The sequence below is a fragment of the Streptomyces sp. NPDC059454 genome (genome assembly GCF_042749965.1).
Lineage (GTDB): Bacteria > Actinomycetota > Actinomycetes > Streptomycetales > Streptomycetaceae > Streptomyces.
The window spans coordinates 1-14,613 of sequence record NZ_JBHYVC010000066.1 but is presented as its reverse complement, the minus strand read 5'-3'; the positions used below and the strand labels follow the sequence as shown (position 1 = coordinate 14,613).

Sequence of the window (14,613 nt, the reverse complement as noted above, 5' to 3'; positions counted from 1 at the left end):
CTCAGGTTCTCCACCCATCCCTGATTACGAGGTCATCCTGTCATGTTCGCGTCCTCCCTCAGCCGGCGTGCCGTTCTTGCCGGGACCGCCGCGGCCGCCAGTCTTCCGCTTCTCGCCGGTCACGCGAAGGCCGCCGGGTCCTCCTCCTACCGCTGGCGCAACGTCGTCATCGGCGGGACCGGGTTCATCACCGGTGTGCTGTTCCATCCCTCCGTGCGCGGGCTCGCCTACGCCCGGACCGACATCGGGGGCGCCTACCGCTGGGACGACCGGCGCGACCGCTGGATCCCGTTGCTCGACCACATCGGGTGGGACGACTGGAACCTGCTCGGCGTCGAGGCGATGGCGGTCGACCCCGCCCACCCGGACCGGCTCTACCTGGCCTGCGGCACCTACGCCCAGGCGTGGGGGAGCAACGGTGCCGTCCTGAGCTCGGACGACCGCGGCGCCACCTGGCGGCGCACCGACCTCACCGTGAAGCTCGGCGCCAACGAGGACGGCCGGGGTGCCGGTGAGCGGCTGCTCGTCGACCCCCGGGACAGCGACACCCTGTGGCTCGGCACCCGGCACGACGGACTGCTCAGGTCCACCGACCGGGGCGCCACCTGGGCGCCGGTGAGCGGGTTCCCGGCCACCCCGTCCGCCACCGGCCAGGGCATCACGCTCCTCATCGCCGCCGGGCGCACCGTCTACGCCGGCTGGGGCGACGGCGGCGGTGCGAACCTCTTCCGCACGTCCGACGGCACCGCCTGGGAGGCGGTCCCCGGGCAGCCGTCCGGTACCGCCGCGCGCGTGCCGATCCGGGCCGCCTACGACCGGCACACCCGCGAGTTGTACGTGACCTATGCCGACGCGCCCGGCCCCAACGGCCAGTCCGACGGCAGCGTGCACAAGCTGCGCACCGGCGGCGACGAGTGGACCGAGGTCACCCCGGTGAAGCCCGGCGGGACCACCGGCGAGGGCTCCGCCGACACCTTCGGCTACGGCGGGGTCGCCGTCGACGCCCGCCGCCCCGGCACCGTCGTCGTCTCCACCAACAACCGCTGGGCGGCGGTCGACACGCTGTACCGGTCCACCGACGGCGGCCGCAGCTGGCGCTCGCTGAAGGACACCGCCGTGCTCGACGTCTCCGAGACGCCGTACCTGAAGTGGGGCGAGGACGAGCCCAAGTTCGGCTGGTGGATCCAGGCGCTCGCCCTCGACCCGTACGACTCGGAGCACCTCGTGTACGGCACCGGCGCCACTCTCTACGGCACCCGCGACCTGCGCCACTGGGCCCCGCGGATCCGCGGCCTGGAGGAGGCGTCCGTGACCCAGCTGGTCTCGCCCCCGGTCGGGAGGGCGCACCTGATCAGCGGGTCGCGGGACATCGGCGTGATGTACCACGAGCGGCTCACCTCGTCCCCGGCGCACGGCATGGCGACGAACCCCGTCTTCGGATCGGCGACGGGACTCGCGCAGGCGGCGCGCAGACCGGAGTACGTCGTCCGGGCGGGCTGGGGCGAGAACGGCAACGGTGCCTTCTCCCACGACGGCGGGCGGACCTGGGCGCCCTTCGCGGCCCAGCCCTCCATCGCCAAGGACGCACCGGGGCCGATCGCCGCCAACGCCGACGGCAGCGTGCTCCTGTGGTCCTTCGTGCACTGGGACGGCACCAGGTACCCGGCCCACCGCTCGGCGGACAACGGCACCACCTGGTCCGAGATCGCCTCCTTCCCGAAGGGCGCCACGCCGGTCGCCGACCCGGTCGACCCGACGCTCTTCTACGCGTACGACACCGACACGGGAACGCTGCTCGCCAGCACCGACGGCGGCCGTTCCTTCACCGCCCGGGCGACCGGGCTGCCCTTTGGCGACAGCCAGTTCAAGCTGGTCTCGGCGCCCGGCCGCACCGGCGACCTGTGGCTGAGCACCAAGGGGAACGGGCTGTACCGCTCCACCGACGGCGGCGTCACCTTCACCAAGGTCGACAGCTGCCGGGCCTCCCACACCCTCGGTTTCGGCAAGGCCGCCGACGGCGCCGGCTACCCGGCGATCTACCAGGTCGGCTCGACCGGGGCGATCACCGCCGTCTACCGCTCCGACGACGAGGCGAGGACCTGGGTGCGCGTCAACGACGACGACCACCAGTGGGGCTGGACCGGCGAGACCATCACCGGCGACCCGCGCGTGTACGGCCGGGTCTACCTCGCCACCAACGGGCGCGGCATCCAGTACGGGGAGCCCGCCTGATGCCGAACCTGAGCGACGCCACCCGCGGCCGCCTCCTCTACGGCGGCGACTACAACCCCGAGCAGTGGCCCGAGGAGATCTGGCACGAGGACGTCCGCCTGATGAAGGAGGCCGGCGTCAACTCCGTCACCCTCGGCGTCTTCTCCTGGTCGAAGCTCGAACCCCGCCCGGGAGAACGGGACTTCGGCTGGCTGGACCGGCTGATGGACCTGATGCACGAGAACGGCATCGGTGTGGTCCTCGCCACCCCGACCGCCTCCCCGCCGCCCTGGATGGGCCGGCTCCACCCGGACACCCTGCCCCGTGACGCGGAGGGCCGGACCGAGTGGTGGGGCGGACGCCAGCACTTCTCGCACTCCAGCGCCACCTACCGCCGGCACGCCGCCGCCATCACCGAGGACCTGGCCGCCCGCTACGGCGCCCACCCCGCCCTCACCCTGTGGCACATCAACAACGAGTACTGCACCTACGACTGGGGCGACGAGGCCGCCGCCCGCTTCCGCACCTGGCTGCGCCACCGCTACGGCACCCTCGACGCCCTCAACACGGCCTGGGGCACCGCCTTCTGGAGCCAGGGCTACGGCGACTGGGCCGAGGTGCTGCCGCCCCGGCACGCGCACTACCTGAAGAACCCCACCCAGGTGCTGGACTTCAAGCGCTTCACGTCCGACATGCTCCTGGAGTGTTACACCGCCGAACGCGACATCGTCCGCCGGCACACCCCGCACCTCCCGGTCACCACCAACTTCATGCCGCTGTGGGCCGGCCAGGACGCCTGGCGCTGGGCCGAGGAGGAGGACGTCGTCTCCGTCGACCTCTACCCCGACCCGCGCGACCCGCTCGGCGCCCAGAGCGGCGCCCTGGTCCAGGACATGACCCGCTCCCAGGCCCGCGGCCCGTGGATGCTGATGGAACAGGCGGCCGGACCGGTCAACTGGCGCCGCGTGAACCATCCCAAGCCGCGCGGCCTCAACCGCCTGTGGTCCCTCCAGGCCGTCGCCCGCGGCGCCGACGCCGTCTGCTACTTCCAGTGGCGCCAGTCCCGGCAGGGCGCCGAGAAGTTCCACTCCGGAATGGTCGGCCACGCCGGCGAGCAGGGACGTACGTACCAGGAGGTCAAACAACTCGGCGCGGACCTCGCCCGGATCGCCCCGCACGCCACCGGCGGCCGGATCGCCGCCGATGTCGCCGTGCTGCACGACTGGCACTCCTGGTGGGCCGGCGACCAGGAGGCCCGGCCCTCCCACGAGGTCGACCACCCACAGGTCCTGAGCGCCTGGCACCGCGCCCTCTGGCAGGCCCACCTGACCACCGACTTCGCCCACCCCGAACACGACCTGACCGGCTACCGGCTCGTCGTCGTCCCGCAGCTCTACCTCCTCACCGACGCGGCCGTCGACAACCTTCTGGCCTACGTGCGCGGCGGCGGCACCCTCGTCTGCGGGTTCCTGACCGGCGTCGCGGACCAGGACGACCGGGTGCGGCCCGGCGGCATGGACGCCCGGCTGCGCGAGCTCTTCGGCATCCGCACCCTGCACGAGTGGTGGCCGCTGGAGCCGGGGGAGAGGGCCGACTGCGAGGGCGGTCTGCGCGGCACCCTGTGGTCCGAGGAACTGGAGCCCGACGGCACCGCCGACGAGACCGTCCCCTACCGGGGCGGGGAACTCGACGGACTGCCCGCCGTGCTGCGCAAGGGCCGCGCCTGGTACGTCTCGACGCTCCCCGAACCGGAGGCGCTGCGCGCGCTCCTGACCCGTGTCGCCGCCGGTGCGGGCGTGCGGCCGGTGCTCGACGGACTCCCGGACGGAGTCGAGGCGGTCCGCCGCGGTGAGCTGCTGTTCCTGCTCAACCACGACCGCGAGCCGGTCACCGTGGACGTCCCGGGAACCCACCACGACCTGCTGACGGAGACGACCGTGACCGACCGCATCACCCTCGGCCGCTACGGCGTGGCGGTGCTGAAACCATGAGCGCCGCGCCCGTCCACGGAACCTGGGAACCACGACCGGCCACCCGCTGGGAGGACGCCTTCCTGAGCGGCAACGGCCGTCACGGCGCCCTCGTGTTCGGCGATCCGGACGACGACCGGACCGTCGTCACCCATCACACCCTCGTCCGTCCGGGCGAGGGCGACGGCCAGAACCGGCTGCCGCCCCGGCTGGCCGAGGCACTGCCCGGTCTCCAGGACCGGCTGCTCGCCGGTGACCCGACCGCCGCCGAGGGCTTCACCGACGGCCGCCCGCTCCAGTGGGTGCAGCCCTTCCACCCCGCCTTCCAGCTCCGCGTGCGCCGCCCGGACGACGACTCGGACCGGGGCGGATACCGCCGCACGGCCGACTTCGCCACCGGCGTCGCGGAGGCGACCCGCGCGGGCTGGACCAGCCGGGTCTTCGTCTCCCGCGCCGACGACGTGATCGTCCAGCACGTCACAGGACCCGGACTCACCCTCGACGTCTCCCTGGACCACCGGCTCCCGAACGCCCCCACCGGCCTGGGCGTCGGCCACGGAGCCGTCCTCACCCCCGAGGGCGCCCTGCTGAGCCTGCGCGCCCGCTACCCGGGCAGCGCCCTCGCCTGCACCGGCGTCACCCTGGTCGCCGTCACCGGCGGCCGGACGGCGCTCGCCCCACCGGGCGTGCGCGTCGAGGGCGCGCGGTCGGTGCTGCTGCTCACCCGGGTGCGGCGGCACACCGGAGAACTCGACGTGGTCGCCGAGGGCCGCGCCCTGCGCGATCTGCTCGACGACGCCCCCGGGTCCTCGTACGACGACCTCCTCGCCCGCCATCTGCCCCTGCACCGTACCGCCTACGAACGCGTCACCCTGGACCTGGCCGCCGACCCGGACGAACGCGCGCTGCCGGGATCGGAGTTGCTCACCCGGCCGCGCAGCGCCGCCCTGCTCGAACGGCTCTTCGCGGCCGGCCGCCACCACCTGCTGTCCTCCAGCGGCCTGTTCCCGCCCCGCCTCACCGGACTGTGGACCGGCGACTGGGACACCGCCTGGTCCGGCGCCTTCACCAACGACGCCAACCTCAACCTCCAGACCGCCTCCGCCGCCGCGGCGGCCCTCCCCGAGGTCACCGAGGCGCTGGCCGCCCTGATCCGGCGGCAGCTGCCCGACTGGCGGGACAACGCCCGCGCGGTGTTCGGCGCCCGGGGCGTCGTCGCGCCCGCCCACAGCGACGGCGAGTCGGGGCACTCGTACCACTTCAGCCGCGAGTACCCGCTGCACCTGTGGACCGCCGGCGCCGACTGGCTGCTCAAGCCCCTCGTCGACCACGACGAGACCCGCGGCGGACGCGACCCGCACACCGCCGCCGCGCTCGCCGAAGTAGCCCTGTTCTACGAGGACTTCCTCACCCGCACCGACAGCGAGGGCCGACTGGTCGTCGTGCCCTCCTACTCGCCCGAGAACCGGCCCGCGAACGCGAGCTGGGGCACCGTCAACGCGGCCATGGACCTCTCCGCGGCCCGGCACGCCCTGCGGGCCGCCGCCGCGTACCACCCGGAGCACGCCGACCGCTGGCGGGCGCTCGCCGACCGCCTCCCGCCGCACCGGATCAACGCCGACGGCGCGCTGGCCGAATGGGCGTGGCCCGGCCTGGAGGACTCCTACGACCACCGCCACCTCAGCCACCTCTACGGCGTCTGGCCCCTGGACGAGATCACCCCCTACGACACCCCGGACCTGGCCGCCGCCGCCCACCGCGCCCTGGAACTGCGCGGCGCCGAGAACGACTCCGCGCACGGCCATCTGCACCACGCGCTGATCGCGGCCCGCCTCCGGGACGGCGAGCGGGTCGCCCACGCGCTCGGCCAGGTCCTCGACGGCGACTTCTTCCACGCCTCCCTGATGAGCGCGCACTACCCGCACCGCCACGTCTACAACGCCGACGCCGCCCACACCCTGCCCGCCGTGCTGATCGAGGCGCTCGTGCAGTCCACCCCCGACCGGCTGGTCCTGCTGCCGGCGCCGCTCCCGGCGTACCCGAGCGGCGAACTGCGCGGAATCCGCACCCGGTTCGGCGCCGAGCTCGACCTCACCTGGTCCCCGGACGGCGCCACCGCCGTCCTGCGGCCCAGCCGCACCCACCGCATCACCCTGTGGACTTCCGCCGGCGCCGAGCCGCTCGACCTGGTCGCCGGAGAAGACCGCGTCCTCACCACGAAGGCGCGGTGACCCCCCGCGATTCCCCCCACCCATGGAAGGAACGCCATGGCAACAAGCACCCTGAGCAGGATCACCAAGGCCCTGCTGGCACCCGCCCTCGCGCTCGGCGCGACGGTCGGTCTCGCCTCCGCCCCCGCGCACGCCGCCGTCTGGAACACCTGCGACCAGTGGGGCAACACCGGCCTGAACGGCTACACCCTCTACAACAACATCTGGGGCTCCGGCGCCGGCGCCCAGTGCGTCTGGGCCAACTCCGGCACCAACTGGGGCGTGTGGGCGAACCACCCCAACACCGGCGGCATCAAGTCCTACCCGAACGCCAAGAAGGTGATCAACAAGTCGATCACCTCCCTCTCCTCGCTCACCAGCAGCTACAACGTCACCGTCCCGTCCTCGGGCGCGTACAACACCTCGTACGACATCTGGGACACGGACTACGACTACGAGATCATGCTCTGGGTCAACCACAACGGGGCCGTGGGTCCGCTCGGCTCCTCGCAGGGCACCGTGAGCCTCGGCGGCCACACCTGGAACGTGTACAAGGGGAACAACGGCGCCAACGAGGTCTTCTCGTTCCTGCGCGCCTCGGACTCGAACTCCGGCACCGTCGACATCCTTCCCGTCCTCAGGTGGATCAAGGACACCAAGGGCTGGATGGGCAACGAGACCATCGGTGACGTGCAGTTCGGCTACGAGATCACCTCGTCGGCCGGTGGGCTGGACTTCCGCACCAACAACCTGACGGTGTCGGGCGGTTAGTCACCGCACCTTTGTGCCGCCCGCACCGGTGTCCGGTGCGGGCGGCCTCGTGCTTCCCGGCGACCCCGGCCGCCATGACGCCGCGCAGGGGCCGGTACGGGAGCCGTCGTCGTATCCGCCGGCGCGCACAGGTTCTCCGGCGATCAGGCACGCCCCGTGCTTCCGCCCCACCGGGAAACCCGAGGAACCGTCATGAACCCGCCCCGCCCCGACACGTCCGGAACCGGCGCCGACCGCCCGATCAGCCGCAAGAACCTGCTCCACGCGGCCGTCGCCGCCGGAGCCGCCGCCCCGCTGCCGGCCACGGGCACGGTGGTGCTCGCCGGCGGGGAGACCGGCCCTCAGGGGCGGCCCCTGACGCCCACCCCTGCCGCGACGGCGGTGACGACCCACGCCCGACCGGATGGAGGGCCCCTGCTCCAAGCCGGACTCGCCCCTGCGCACCGGCCTCATGGCCCCGGGCGCCCCCGGCATCCGGCTCACCGTCGGCGGCCGCGTCACCGGGCGGGTGAGCTACCGGGCGGGCGCCGGGCCCGAGCTGGTGCGGACCGTCAGTTCGGGCGCGATCAGCACGACCTCGTCGCCGCCCCGCCCGTCGAGCTTGGCGACCAGTTGCTCCACGGCGAGCCGGCCCATCTCCTGCGCGGGGACGGCGACCGACGTCAGCCGCACCGAGGCCTGCACGGCGACCTGCTCCGGGCAGATCGCGACCACCGAGACGTCCTCGGGCACGGCCCGCCCCTGCTGCCGCAGCAGGGCGAGCAGCGGTTCCACCGCCGACTCGTTCTGCACGACGAAGCCCGTGGTGCCGGGGCGTTCGTCGAGGATCCGGGCCAGGGTCACGGCCATCGCGTCGTACCCGCCCTCGCACGGCCGGTGCAGCAGCCGCAGCCCCAGCTCCCGGGCCCGGCCGCGCAGTCCGTCCAGGGTGCGCTCGGCGAAGCCGGTGTGCCGTTCGTAGACCGCCGGGGCCTCGCCGATGACGGCGATGTCGCGGTGCCCCCGATCGGCCAGGTGCTCCACGCACAGCGCACCGGTGGCCTTGAAGTCGAGGTCGACGCAGGTCAGCCCGGTGGTGTCGGCGGGCAGCCCGATGAGCACCGCCGGCTGGTCGGTCTCTCTCAGCAGCGGCAGCCGCTCGTCGTCGAGTTCGACGTCCATCAGGATCATGCCGTCGGCGAGTCCGCTGCCCGCGACCCGGCGCACCGCGTCCGGGCCCTCCTCACCGGTGAGCAGCAGCACGTCGTACCCGTGGGTGCGGGCCGTGGTGGCCACCGCGATGGCGATCTCCATCATCACCGGCACGTACATGTCCGTACGCAGCGGGATCATCAGCGCGACGATGTTCGACCTGCTGCTGGCCAGGGCGCGGGCCCCGGCGTTCGGGTGGTACCCGAGCTCGTGGATGCTCCGCTCGACCCGCTGCCGGGTGTTCGCGGAGATGGACCGCTTGCCGCTGAGGACATAGCTCACCGTGCTCGCGGAGACTCCGGCGTGCTGGGCGACCTCGGCGAGGGTGACCATCCAGTCTCCAAGCTTGTGAAGCGCTTCGACAATGCGCGCAATGTGTAGGGGCAGGTGAGGGTGGTTCGACAGTAGCCCCACAGGAGGACGGGTGTCCATAGGCTGTCGAAGCGCTTCGACGGCCTTCTTCGGGGCCAGGTCGGACCAGAGGGGCACCGGAGGAATTGTCCCTCACCCCCGCCCACCCGCCGAGTACGGGAGCATCGGCCGTACGGCCGCACGAAGGGTGGCGGGGCGGCTACGGATCGGGTACATACGATCGGGTAGCACCAGTCAGTAATGTAATGACACCATCCCATTCGCGGCGAGGTGAGCCTCATGTCCGCAGCACCCGAGTCTCCGTCCCGGCCCACGGTCACCGAACGTGAGGCCCGTCAGGTGGCGGAGGCCGCCCGGGAACAGGACTGGCGCAAGCCCAGCTTCGCCAAGGAACTGTTCCTCGGCCGCTTCCGACTCGACCTGATCCACCCCCACCCCCTGCCCGCCGACGAGCACGTCCAGCGCGGTGAGGAGTTCCTCGCCAAGCTCCGCGACTTCTGCGAGACGAAGATCGACGGCACCCGGATCGAGCGCGACGCCCTGATCCCCGACGACGTGATCACCGGGCTCAAGGAGCTCGGCGCCTTCGGCATGAAGATCGACACCAAGTACGGCGGCCTCGGCCTCACCCAGGTCTACTACAACAAGGCCCTCGCCCTGGTCGGCTCCGCCAGCCCGGCGATCGGCGCGCTGCTCTCCGCGCACCAGTCGATCGGCGTCCCGCAGCCGCTGAAGATCTTCGGTACGCAGGAGCAGAAGGAGACGTTCCTGCCCCGCTGTGCCCGTACCGACATCTCGGCCTTCCTGCTCACCGAGCCCGACGTCGGCTCGGACCCGGCGCGGCTGGCCACCACCGCCGTACCGGAGGGGGACGAATACGTCCTCGACGGGGTGAAGCTGTGGACCACCAACGGCGTGGTCGCCGACCTCCTCGTGGTCATGGCGCGCGTACCGGAGTCCGAGGGCCACCGGGGCGGCATCACCGCGTTCGTGGTCGAGGCGGCCTCCGAAGGCGTCACCGTGGAGAACCGCAACGCCTTCATGGGCCTGCGCGGACTGGAGAACGGCGTCACCCGCTTCCACCGGGTCCGCGTCCCCGCCTCCCACCGCATCGGCGAGGAGGGCCAGGGCCTGAAGATCGCCCTGACCACGCTCAACACCGGCCGGCTGTCCCTGCCCGCGATGTGCGTCGGATCCGGGAAGTGGTGCCTGAAGATCGCCCGTGAGTGGTCGGCGGCCCGGGAGCAGTGGGGCAAGCCGGTGGCGCTGCACGAGGCCGTCGGCTCCAAGATCGCGTTCATCGCGGCCACCACCTTCGCCCTGGAGGCCGTGGTCGACCTCTCCTCGCAGATGGCCGACGAGGACCGCAACGACATCCGCATCGAGGCCGCCCTCGCCAAGCTGTACGGCTCGGAGATGGCCTGGCTGATGGCCGACGAACTGGTCCAGATCCGCGGCGGACGCGGCTTCGAGACCGCCGAGTCCCTGCGGGCGCGCGGCGAGCGGGCGGTCCCGGCCGAGCAGATGCTGCGCGACCTGCGCATCAACCGCATCTTCGAGGGCTCCACGGAGATCATGCACCTGCTGATCGCCCGCGAGGCCGTCGACGCCCACCTCTCGGTCGCCGGCGACCTGATCGACCCCGAGAAGTCCCTCGGCGACAAGGCGAGGGCGGGCGCGGGCGCGGGCCTCTTCTACGCCAAGTGGCTGCCGAAACTCGTCGCCGGGCCCGGACAGCTCCCCGGTTCCTACGGCGAGTTCAAGCACGGCATCGACCTCTCCCCGCACCTGCGCCATGTCGAGCGCACCTCCCGCAAGCTGGCCCGCTCCACCTTCTACGCCATGTCCCGCTGGCAGGGGAGGATGGAGACCAAGCAGGGCTTCCTGGGGCGGATCGTCGACATCGGCGCCGAACTGTTCGCCATGAGCGCCGCCTGCGTCCGGGCCGAGCACCTGCGCGGCCGGGGCGAGAACGGCCGCGAGGCCTACCAGCTCGCCGACGCCTTCTGCCGCCAGGCCCGCGTCCGCGTCGAGGAACTCTTCGGCCGCCTGTGGACCAACACCGACGACCTCGACCGCAAGGTCGTCAGGGGCGTGCTCTCCGGCACCTACGAGTGGCTGGAACAGGGCATCATCGACCCCTCGGACGACGGCCCCTGGATCGCGGACGCCACCCCGGGCCCCTCACAGCGGGAGAACGCCCACCGGCCGATCAGGTGACAGTCGGTCACAAACTGCCCGGGGCGCCAGCCACTGGGTCGGCTGGCCCGTCACCGACGCGATGGCCTCGAAGTCGTTGTCGTAGTGCAGCACGGTGAGGCCCTGCAACTCGGCGGTCGCGGCGATCAGCAGATCGACCGCGCCCGCCGAGCGGTGTCGGCCTTTCGCCGTGAGCTCCTTCTGCACGGTCCAGGCGCGTGTCAGCGCCCGGTCGTCGAGCGGGGCCCGGCCGAACAGCTCATCCAGGTCCTCGACCAGTTGCTCGCGCTCCTCGGTGTTTCCGGCGCTGTACAGAAACTCGATCTCGGTGACCGGGCAGCGGGCGATGACGCCCTCCGTCAGTGGGCTCTCCCAGTGAGCACGGGCCGGTAGCCGGAGGATTCGCACCAGGGCGCTGTTGTCGATGAGGAAGGTGGCGGCAGTCATCGGCGATAGTTCGCCTTGTCCAAGAGCACGTCGAAGTCGCCCGCGTCGGCGCGTGCGGCCAGGCGGGCCGGCGCGAGGGCGCGCTTCTTGCGTTCGACACTGTCCCTCAGTGCCGCATTCACGGTGTCCTTCTTCGCCTTGGTGCCGAATGCCATGGCCGCCTTCGCGAGCAGTTCCTCGTCGATGTCGATCAGGGTCTTGGCCATGACAGCACCTCCATATATCCAAAGTTGATTACGGTATATCCGCGTGGGCGGGTCCGACGGCCTGCCACGTACCAGAACGGCACCCCTGTCCTTCAGGGCACTCGGTACGGACACAATGGGGGGATGACCGACAGTCCAGCCCCCCTCGCCGACCCGCACCTCGTCCACGACCCCGTGGCGGGAGACGGCCCGAAGGACGTGGTGATCCTCGGCTCCACCGGGTCGATCGGCACCCAGGCCATCGACCTCGTGCTGCGCAACCCCGACCGCTTCCGGGTCACCGCCCTGTCCGCCCACGGCGGCCGGGTCGCCCTCCTCGCCGAACAGGCCCACCGACTGCGGGTGCGTACCGTCGGTGTCGCCCGCGAGGACGTCGTACCGGAGCTGCGCGAGGCGCTGTCCGACCGGTACGGGGCGGGGGAGCCGCTGCCCGAGATCCTGGCCGGGAAGGACGCGGCCACCCGGATCGCCGCCTCCGACTGCCACACCGTCCTCAACGGCATCACCGGCTCCATCGGCCTCGCCCCGACCCTCGCCGCCCTGGAGGCGGGCCGCACCCTCGCGCTCGCCAACAAGGAGTCGCTCATCGTCGGCGGCCCGCTGGTCAAGGCGCTCGCCAAGCCCGGCCAGATCATCCCGGTCGACTCCGAGCACGCCGCGCTCTTCCAGGCGCTGGCCGCCGGAACCCGCGCCGACGTCCGCAGGCTCGTCGTCACCGCCTCCGGCGGCCCCTTCCGCGGCCGCACCAAGGAGCAGCTGGCGGACGTCACCGTCGAGGACGCCCTCGCGCACCCCACCTGGGCCATGGGTCCGGTCATCACGATCAACTCCGCGACCCTCGTCAACAAGGGCCTGGAGGTCATCGAGGCGCACCTCCTCTACGACATTCCCTTCGACCGCATTGAGGTCGTCGTGCACCCGCAGTCGTATGTCCACTCGATGGTTGAGTTCACGGACGGATCGACACTGGCCCAGGCGACGCCCCCCGACATGCGCGGGCCCATCGCCATCGGTCTCGGCTGGCCCGAACGGGTCCCCGACGCGGCCCCGGCCTTCGACTGGAGCAAGGCGTCCACCTGGGAGTTCTTCCCCCTCGACAACGAGGCGTTCCCCTCGGTGAACCTCGCCCGGCATGTCGGCGAGCTCGCGGGAACCGCCCCGGCGGTGTTCAATGCCGCGAACGAGGAGTGCGTGGAGGCGTTCCGCGCCGGCGCGCTGCCGTTCAACGGGATCATGGAGACCGTCACCCGGGTGGTCGAGGAACACGGCACCCCGGCGACGGGAACCTCACTGACCGTGTCGGACGTCCTCGAAGCGGAGACCTGGGCGCGGACGAGGGCCCGGGAACTGACAGACCGGACGGCGAGCGCGGAGGCGCGTGCATGACGACCCTGATGTTCATCCTCGGCATAGTCGTCTTCGCGGCGGGCCTGCTGTTCTCGATCGCGTGGCACGAGCTGGGCCATCTGTCCACGGCCAAGATGTTCGGCATCCGCGTGCCCCAGTACATGGTCGGCTTCGGCCCGACCCTCTGGTCGCGCAACAAGGGCGAGACCGAGTACGGCGTCAAGGCGATCCCGTTCGGCGGCTACATCCGCATGATCGGCATGTTCCCGCCCGGCCCCGACGGCCGCCTCGAGGCCCGCTCCACCTCACCGTGGCGCGGCATGATCGAGGACGCCCGGTCCGCCGCCTTCGAGGAGCTCAGGCCCGGCGACGAGAAGCGCCTGTTCTACACGCGCAAGCCGTGGAAACGGGTCGTCGTGATGTTCGCCGGCCCGTTCATGAACCTGATCCTCGCCGTGGCGCTGTTCCTCACGGTGCTGATGGGCTTCGGCATCCAGCAGCAGACCACCACCGTCAGCTCGGTCTCGCAGTGCGTGATCTCGCAGAGCGAGAACCGCGACGACTGCGAGAAGTCCGACCCCCAGTCCCCGGCCGCCGCCGCCGGGATGAAGGCCGACGACAGGATCGTCGCCTTCGACGGGGTCCGGACCGACGACTGGGGCACCCTCTCCGACCTCATCCGCGACAGCGCCGGCAAGAGCGTGCCGATCGTCGTCGACCGCGACGGCCGGGAGGTGACCCTCCAGGCGACGATCGCCACCAACATGGTCGCCAAGAAGGACGGCAACGGCGCCTACGTCGAGGGCGAGTACGTCAAGGCCGGCTTCCTCGGCTTCAGCGCGGCCACCGGCGTCGTCAAACAGGACTTCGGCGACTCCGTGGTCTGGATGACCGACCGGGTCGGCGACGCCGTCGACTCCCTCGCCGCCCTGCCGTCCAAGATCCCCGCCCTGTGGGACGCCGCCTTCGGCGACGGCCCGCGTGAACCCGACTCCCCGATGGGCGTCGTCGGCGCGGCCCGGGTCGGCGGCGAGATCGCCACCCTCGAGATCCCCGCCTCACAGCAGATGGCCATGTTCGTGATGCTGCTCGCGGGCTTCAACCTCTCCCTGTTCCTGTTCAACATGCTCCCGCTGCTGCCGCTCGACGGCGGACACATCGCGGGCGCCCTGTGGGAGTCGCTGCGCCGCAACCTCGCCAAGGTGCTGCGCCGCCCCGACCCCGGCCCGTTCGACGTGGCGAAACTGATGCCGGTGGCCTACGTGGTGGCCGGGATCTTCGTCTGCTTCACCCTCCTCGTCCTGATCGCGGACGTGGTGAACCCGGTGCGGATCTCGTAGCCCCGCACGCGACACCTGCCGTTCACGATGGCCTGGAACCCTTTCGTTCCGGGCCATCGCCCTTTGGGCGGGTTTACGACCGTGATGTGCCCGGGTGCCGGCCATTGCCGTAATCTCGGAGCCCGGAGCCCGCTGCTCACGGGGAGCCGGACCTTGATCCACGACTTGGGGTTGCACAGCAGATGACTGCGATTTCTCTCGGCATGCCGTCCGTTCCGACCAAGCTCGCCGAGCGCCGGAAGAGCCGGCAGATCCAGGTCGGATCCGTGGCGGTGGGCGGGGACGCCCCTGTGTCCGTGCAGTCGATGACGACCACGCGTACGTCCGACATCGGCGCCACCCTCCAGCA

At 71.7% G+C, this 14,613-nt stretch carries 11 protein-coding genes; 8 read left to right on the top strand and 3 right to left on the bottom strand.

Annotated elements, in window-relative coordinates:
• The first annotated feature begins 42 nt into the window (after nucleotides 1-42).
• The 4 genes from ACFXAE_RS30585 to ACFXAE_RS30570 are packed head-to-tail and all read left to right on the top strand — an operon-like array spanning nucleotide 43 to nucleotide 7,162.
• Entirely contained in the window at nucleotides 43-2,232 is a 2,190-nt protein-coding gene (locus tag ACFXAE_RS30585) for a 1,4-beta-glucanase (RefSeq protein ID WP_384720967.1), read from the top strand.
• The gene (locus tag ACFXAE_RS30580) at nucleotides 2,232-4,202 is read left to right on the top strand and encodes a beta-galactosidase (protein ID WP_384720964.1); all 1,971 of its coding nucleotides are present in this window, start codon (nucleotides 2,232-2,234) and stop codon (nucleotides 4,200-4,202) included. Before ACFXAE_RS30585 ends, ACFXAE_RS30580 begins: the two co-directional genes overlap by 1 nt.
• On the top strand, nucleotides 4,199-6,412 hold the full coding sequence (locus ACFXAE_RS30575; protein WP_384720961.1) for a glycoside hydrolase N-terminal domain-containing protein: 2,214 nt from the start codon (nucleotides 4,199-4,201) through the stop codon (nucleotides 6,410-6,412). The genes ACFXAE_RS30580 and ACFXAE_RS30575 overlap by 4 nt, the downstream gene beginning before the upstream one ends.
• A 36-nt stretch (nucleotides 6,413-6,448) precedes the next feature.
• Complete coding sequence (locus ACFXAE_RS30570; RefSeq protein WP_384720958.1) at nucleotides 6,449-7,162, top strand: hypothetical protein; 714 nt, start codon at nucleotides 6,449-6,451, stop codon at nucleotides 7,160-7,162.
• 513 nt (nucleotides 7,163-7,675) lie between these two features.
• On the opposite strand, the gene ACFXAE_RS30565 is transcribed toward ACFXAE_RS30570, so the two are convergent.
• Nucleotides 7,676-8,686: a LacI family DNA-binding transcriptional regulator gene (locus ACFXAE_RS30565; protein WP_384720955.1), complete on the bottom strand. Its 1,011-nt coding sequence runs from the start codon at nucleotides 8,684-8,686 to the stop codon at nucleotides 7,676-7,678.
• A gap of 318 nt (nucleotides 8,687-9,004) precedes the next feature.
• On the opposite strand from ACFXAE_RS30565, the gene ACFXAE_RS30560 reads away from it, so the two are divergent.
• A complete protein-coding gene (locus ACFXAE_RS30560; protein ID WP_384720952.1) occupies nucleotides 9,005-10,945 on the top strand; it encodes an acyl-CoA dehydrogenase family protein in 1,941 nt (646 codons plus the stop codon).
• Here ACFXAE_RS30560 and ACFXAE_RS30555 read toward each other — a convergent pair.
• Entirely contained in the window at nucleotides 10,910-11,371 is a 462-nt protein-coding gene (locus ACFXAE_RS30555; protein WP_384720949.1) for a PIN domain nuclease, read from the bottom strand. The two genes, ACFXAE_RS30560 and ACFXAE_RS30555, sit on opposite strands and share 36 nt — an antisense overlap.
• Complete coding sequence (locus ACFXAE_RS30550) at nucleotides 11,368-11,577, bottom strand: type II toxin-antitoxin system VapB family antitoxin (protein ID WP_384720946.1); 210 nt, start codon at nucleotides 11,575-11,577, stop codon at nucleotides 11,368-11,370. Before ACFXAE_RS30550 ends, ACFXAE_RS30555 begins: the two co-directional genes overlap by 4 nt.
• A gap of 123 nt (nucleotides 11,578-11,700) precedes the next feature.
• Here ACFXAE_RS30550 and dxr point away from each other — a divergent pair, with 123 nt between their 5' ends.
• From dxr to ACFXAE_RS30535, 3 genes are all read left to right on the top strand, one after another.
• Nucleotides 11,701-12,963: a 1-deoxy-D-xylulose-5-phosphate reductoisomerase gene (dxr, locus tag ACFXAE_RS30545; protein ID WP_384720943.1), complete on the top strand. Its 1,263-nt coding sequence runs from the start codon at nucleotides 11,701-11,703 to the stop codon at nucleotides 12,961-12,963.
• An 8-nt stretch (nucleotides 12,964-12,971) separates the two neighbouring features.
• The gene (locus tag ACFXAE_RS30540; RefSeq protein ID WP_384721033.1) at nucleotides 12,972-14,264 is read left to right on the top strand and encodes a M50 family metallopeptidase; all 1,293 of its coding nucleotides are present in this window, start codon (nucleotides 12,972-12,974) and stop codon (nucleotides 14,262-14,264) included.
• Nucleotides 14,265-14,446: 182 nt separating this feature from the next.
• Nucleotides 14,447-14,613, top strand: a 167-nt coding sequence (locus ACFXAE_RS30535) for a flavodoxin-dependent (E)-4-hydroxy-3-methylbut-2-enyl-diphosphate synthase (RefSeq protein ID WP_344644859.1), incomplete at its 3' end; no start/stop codon positions are given.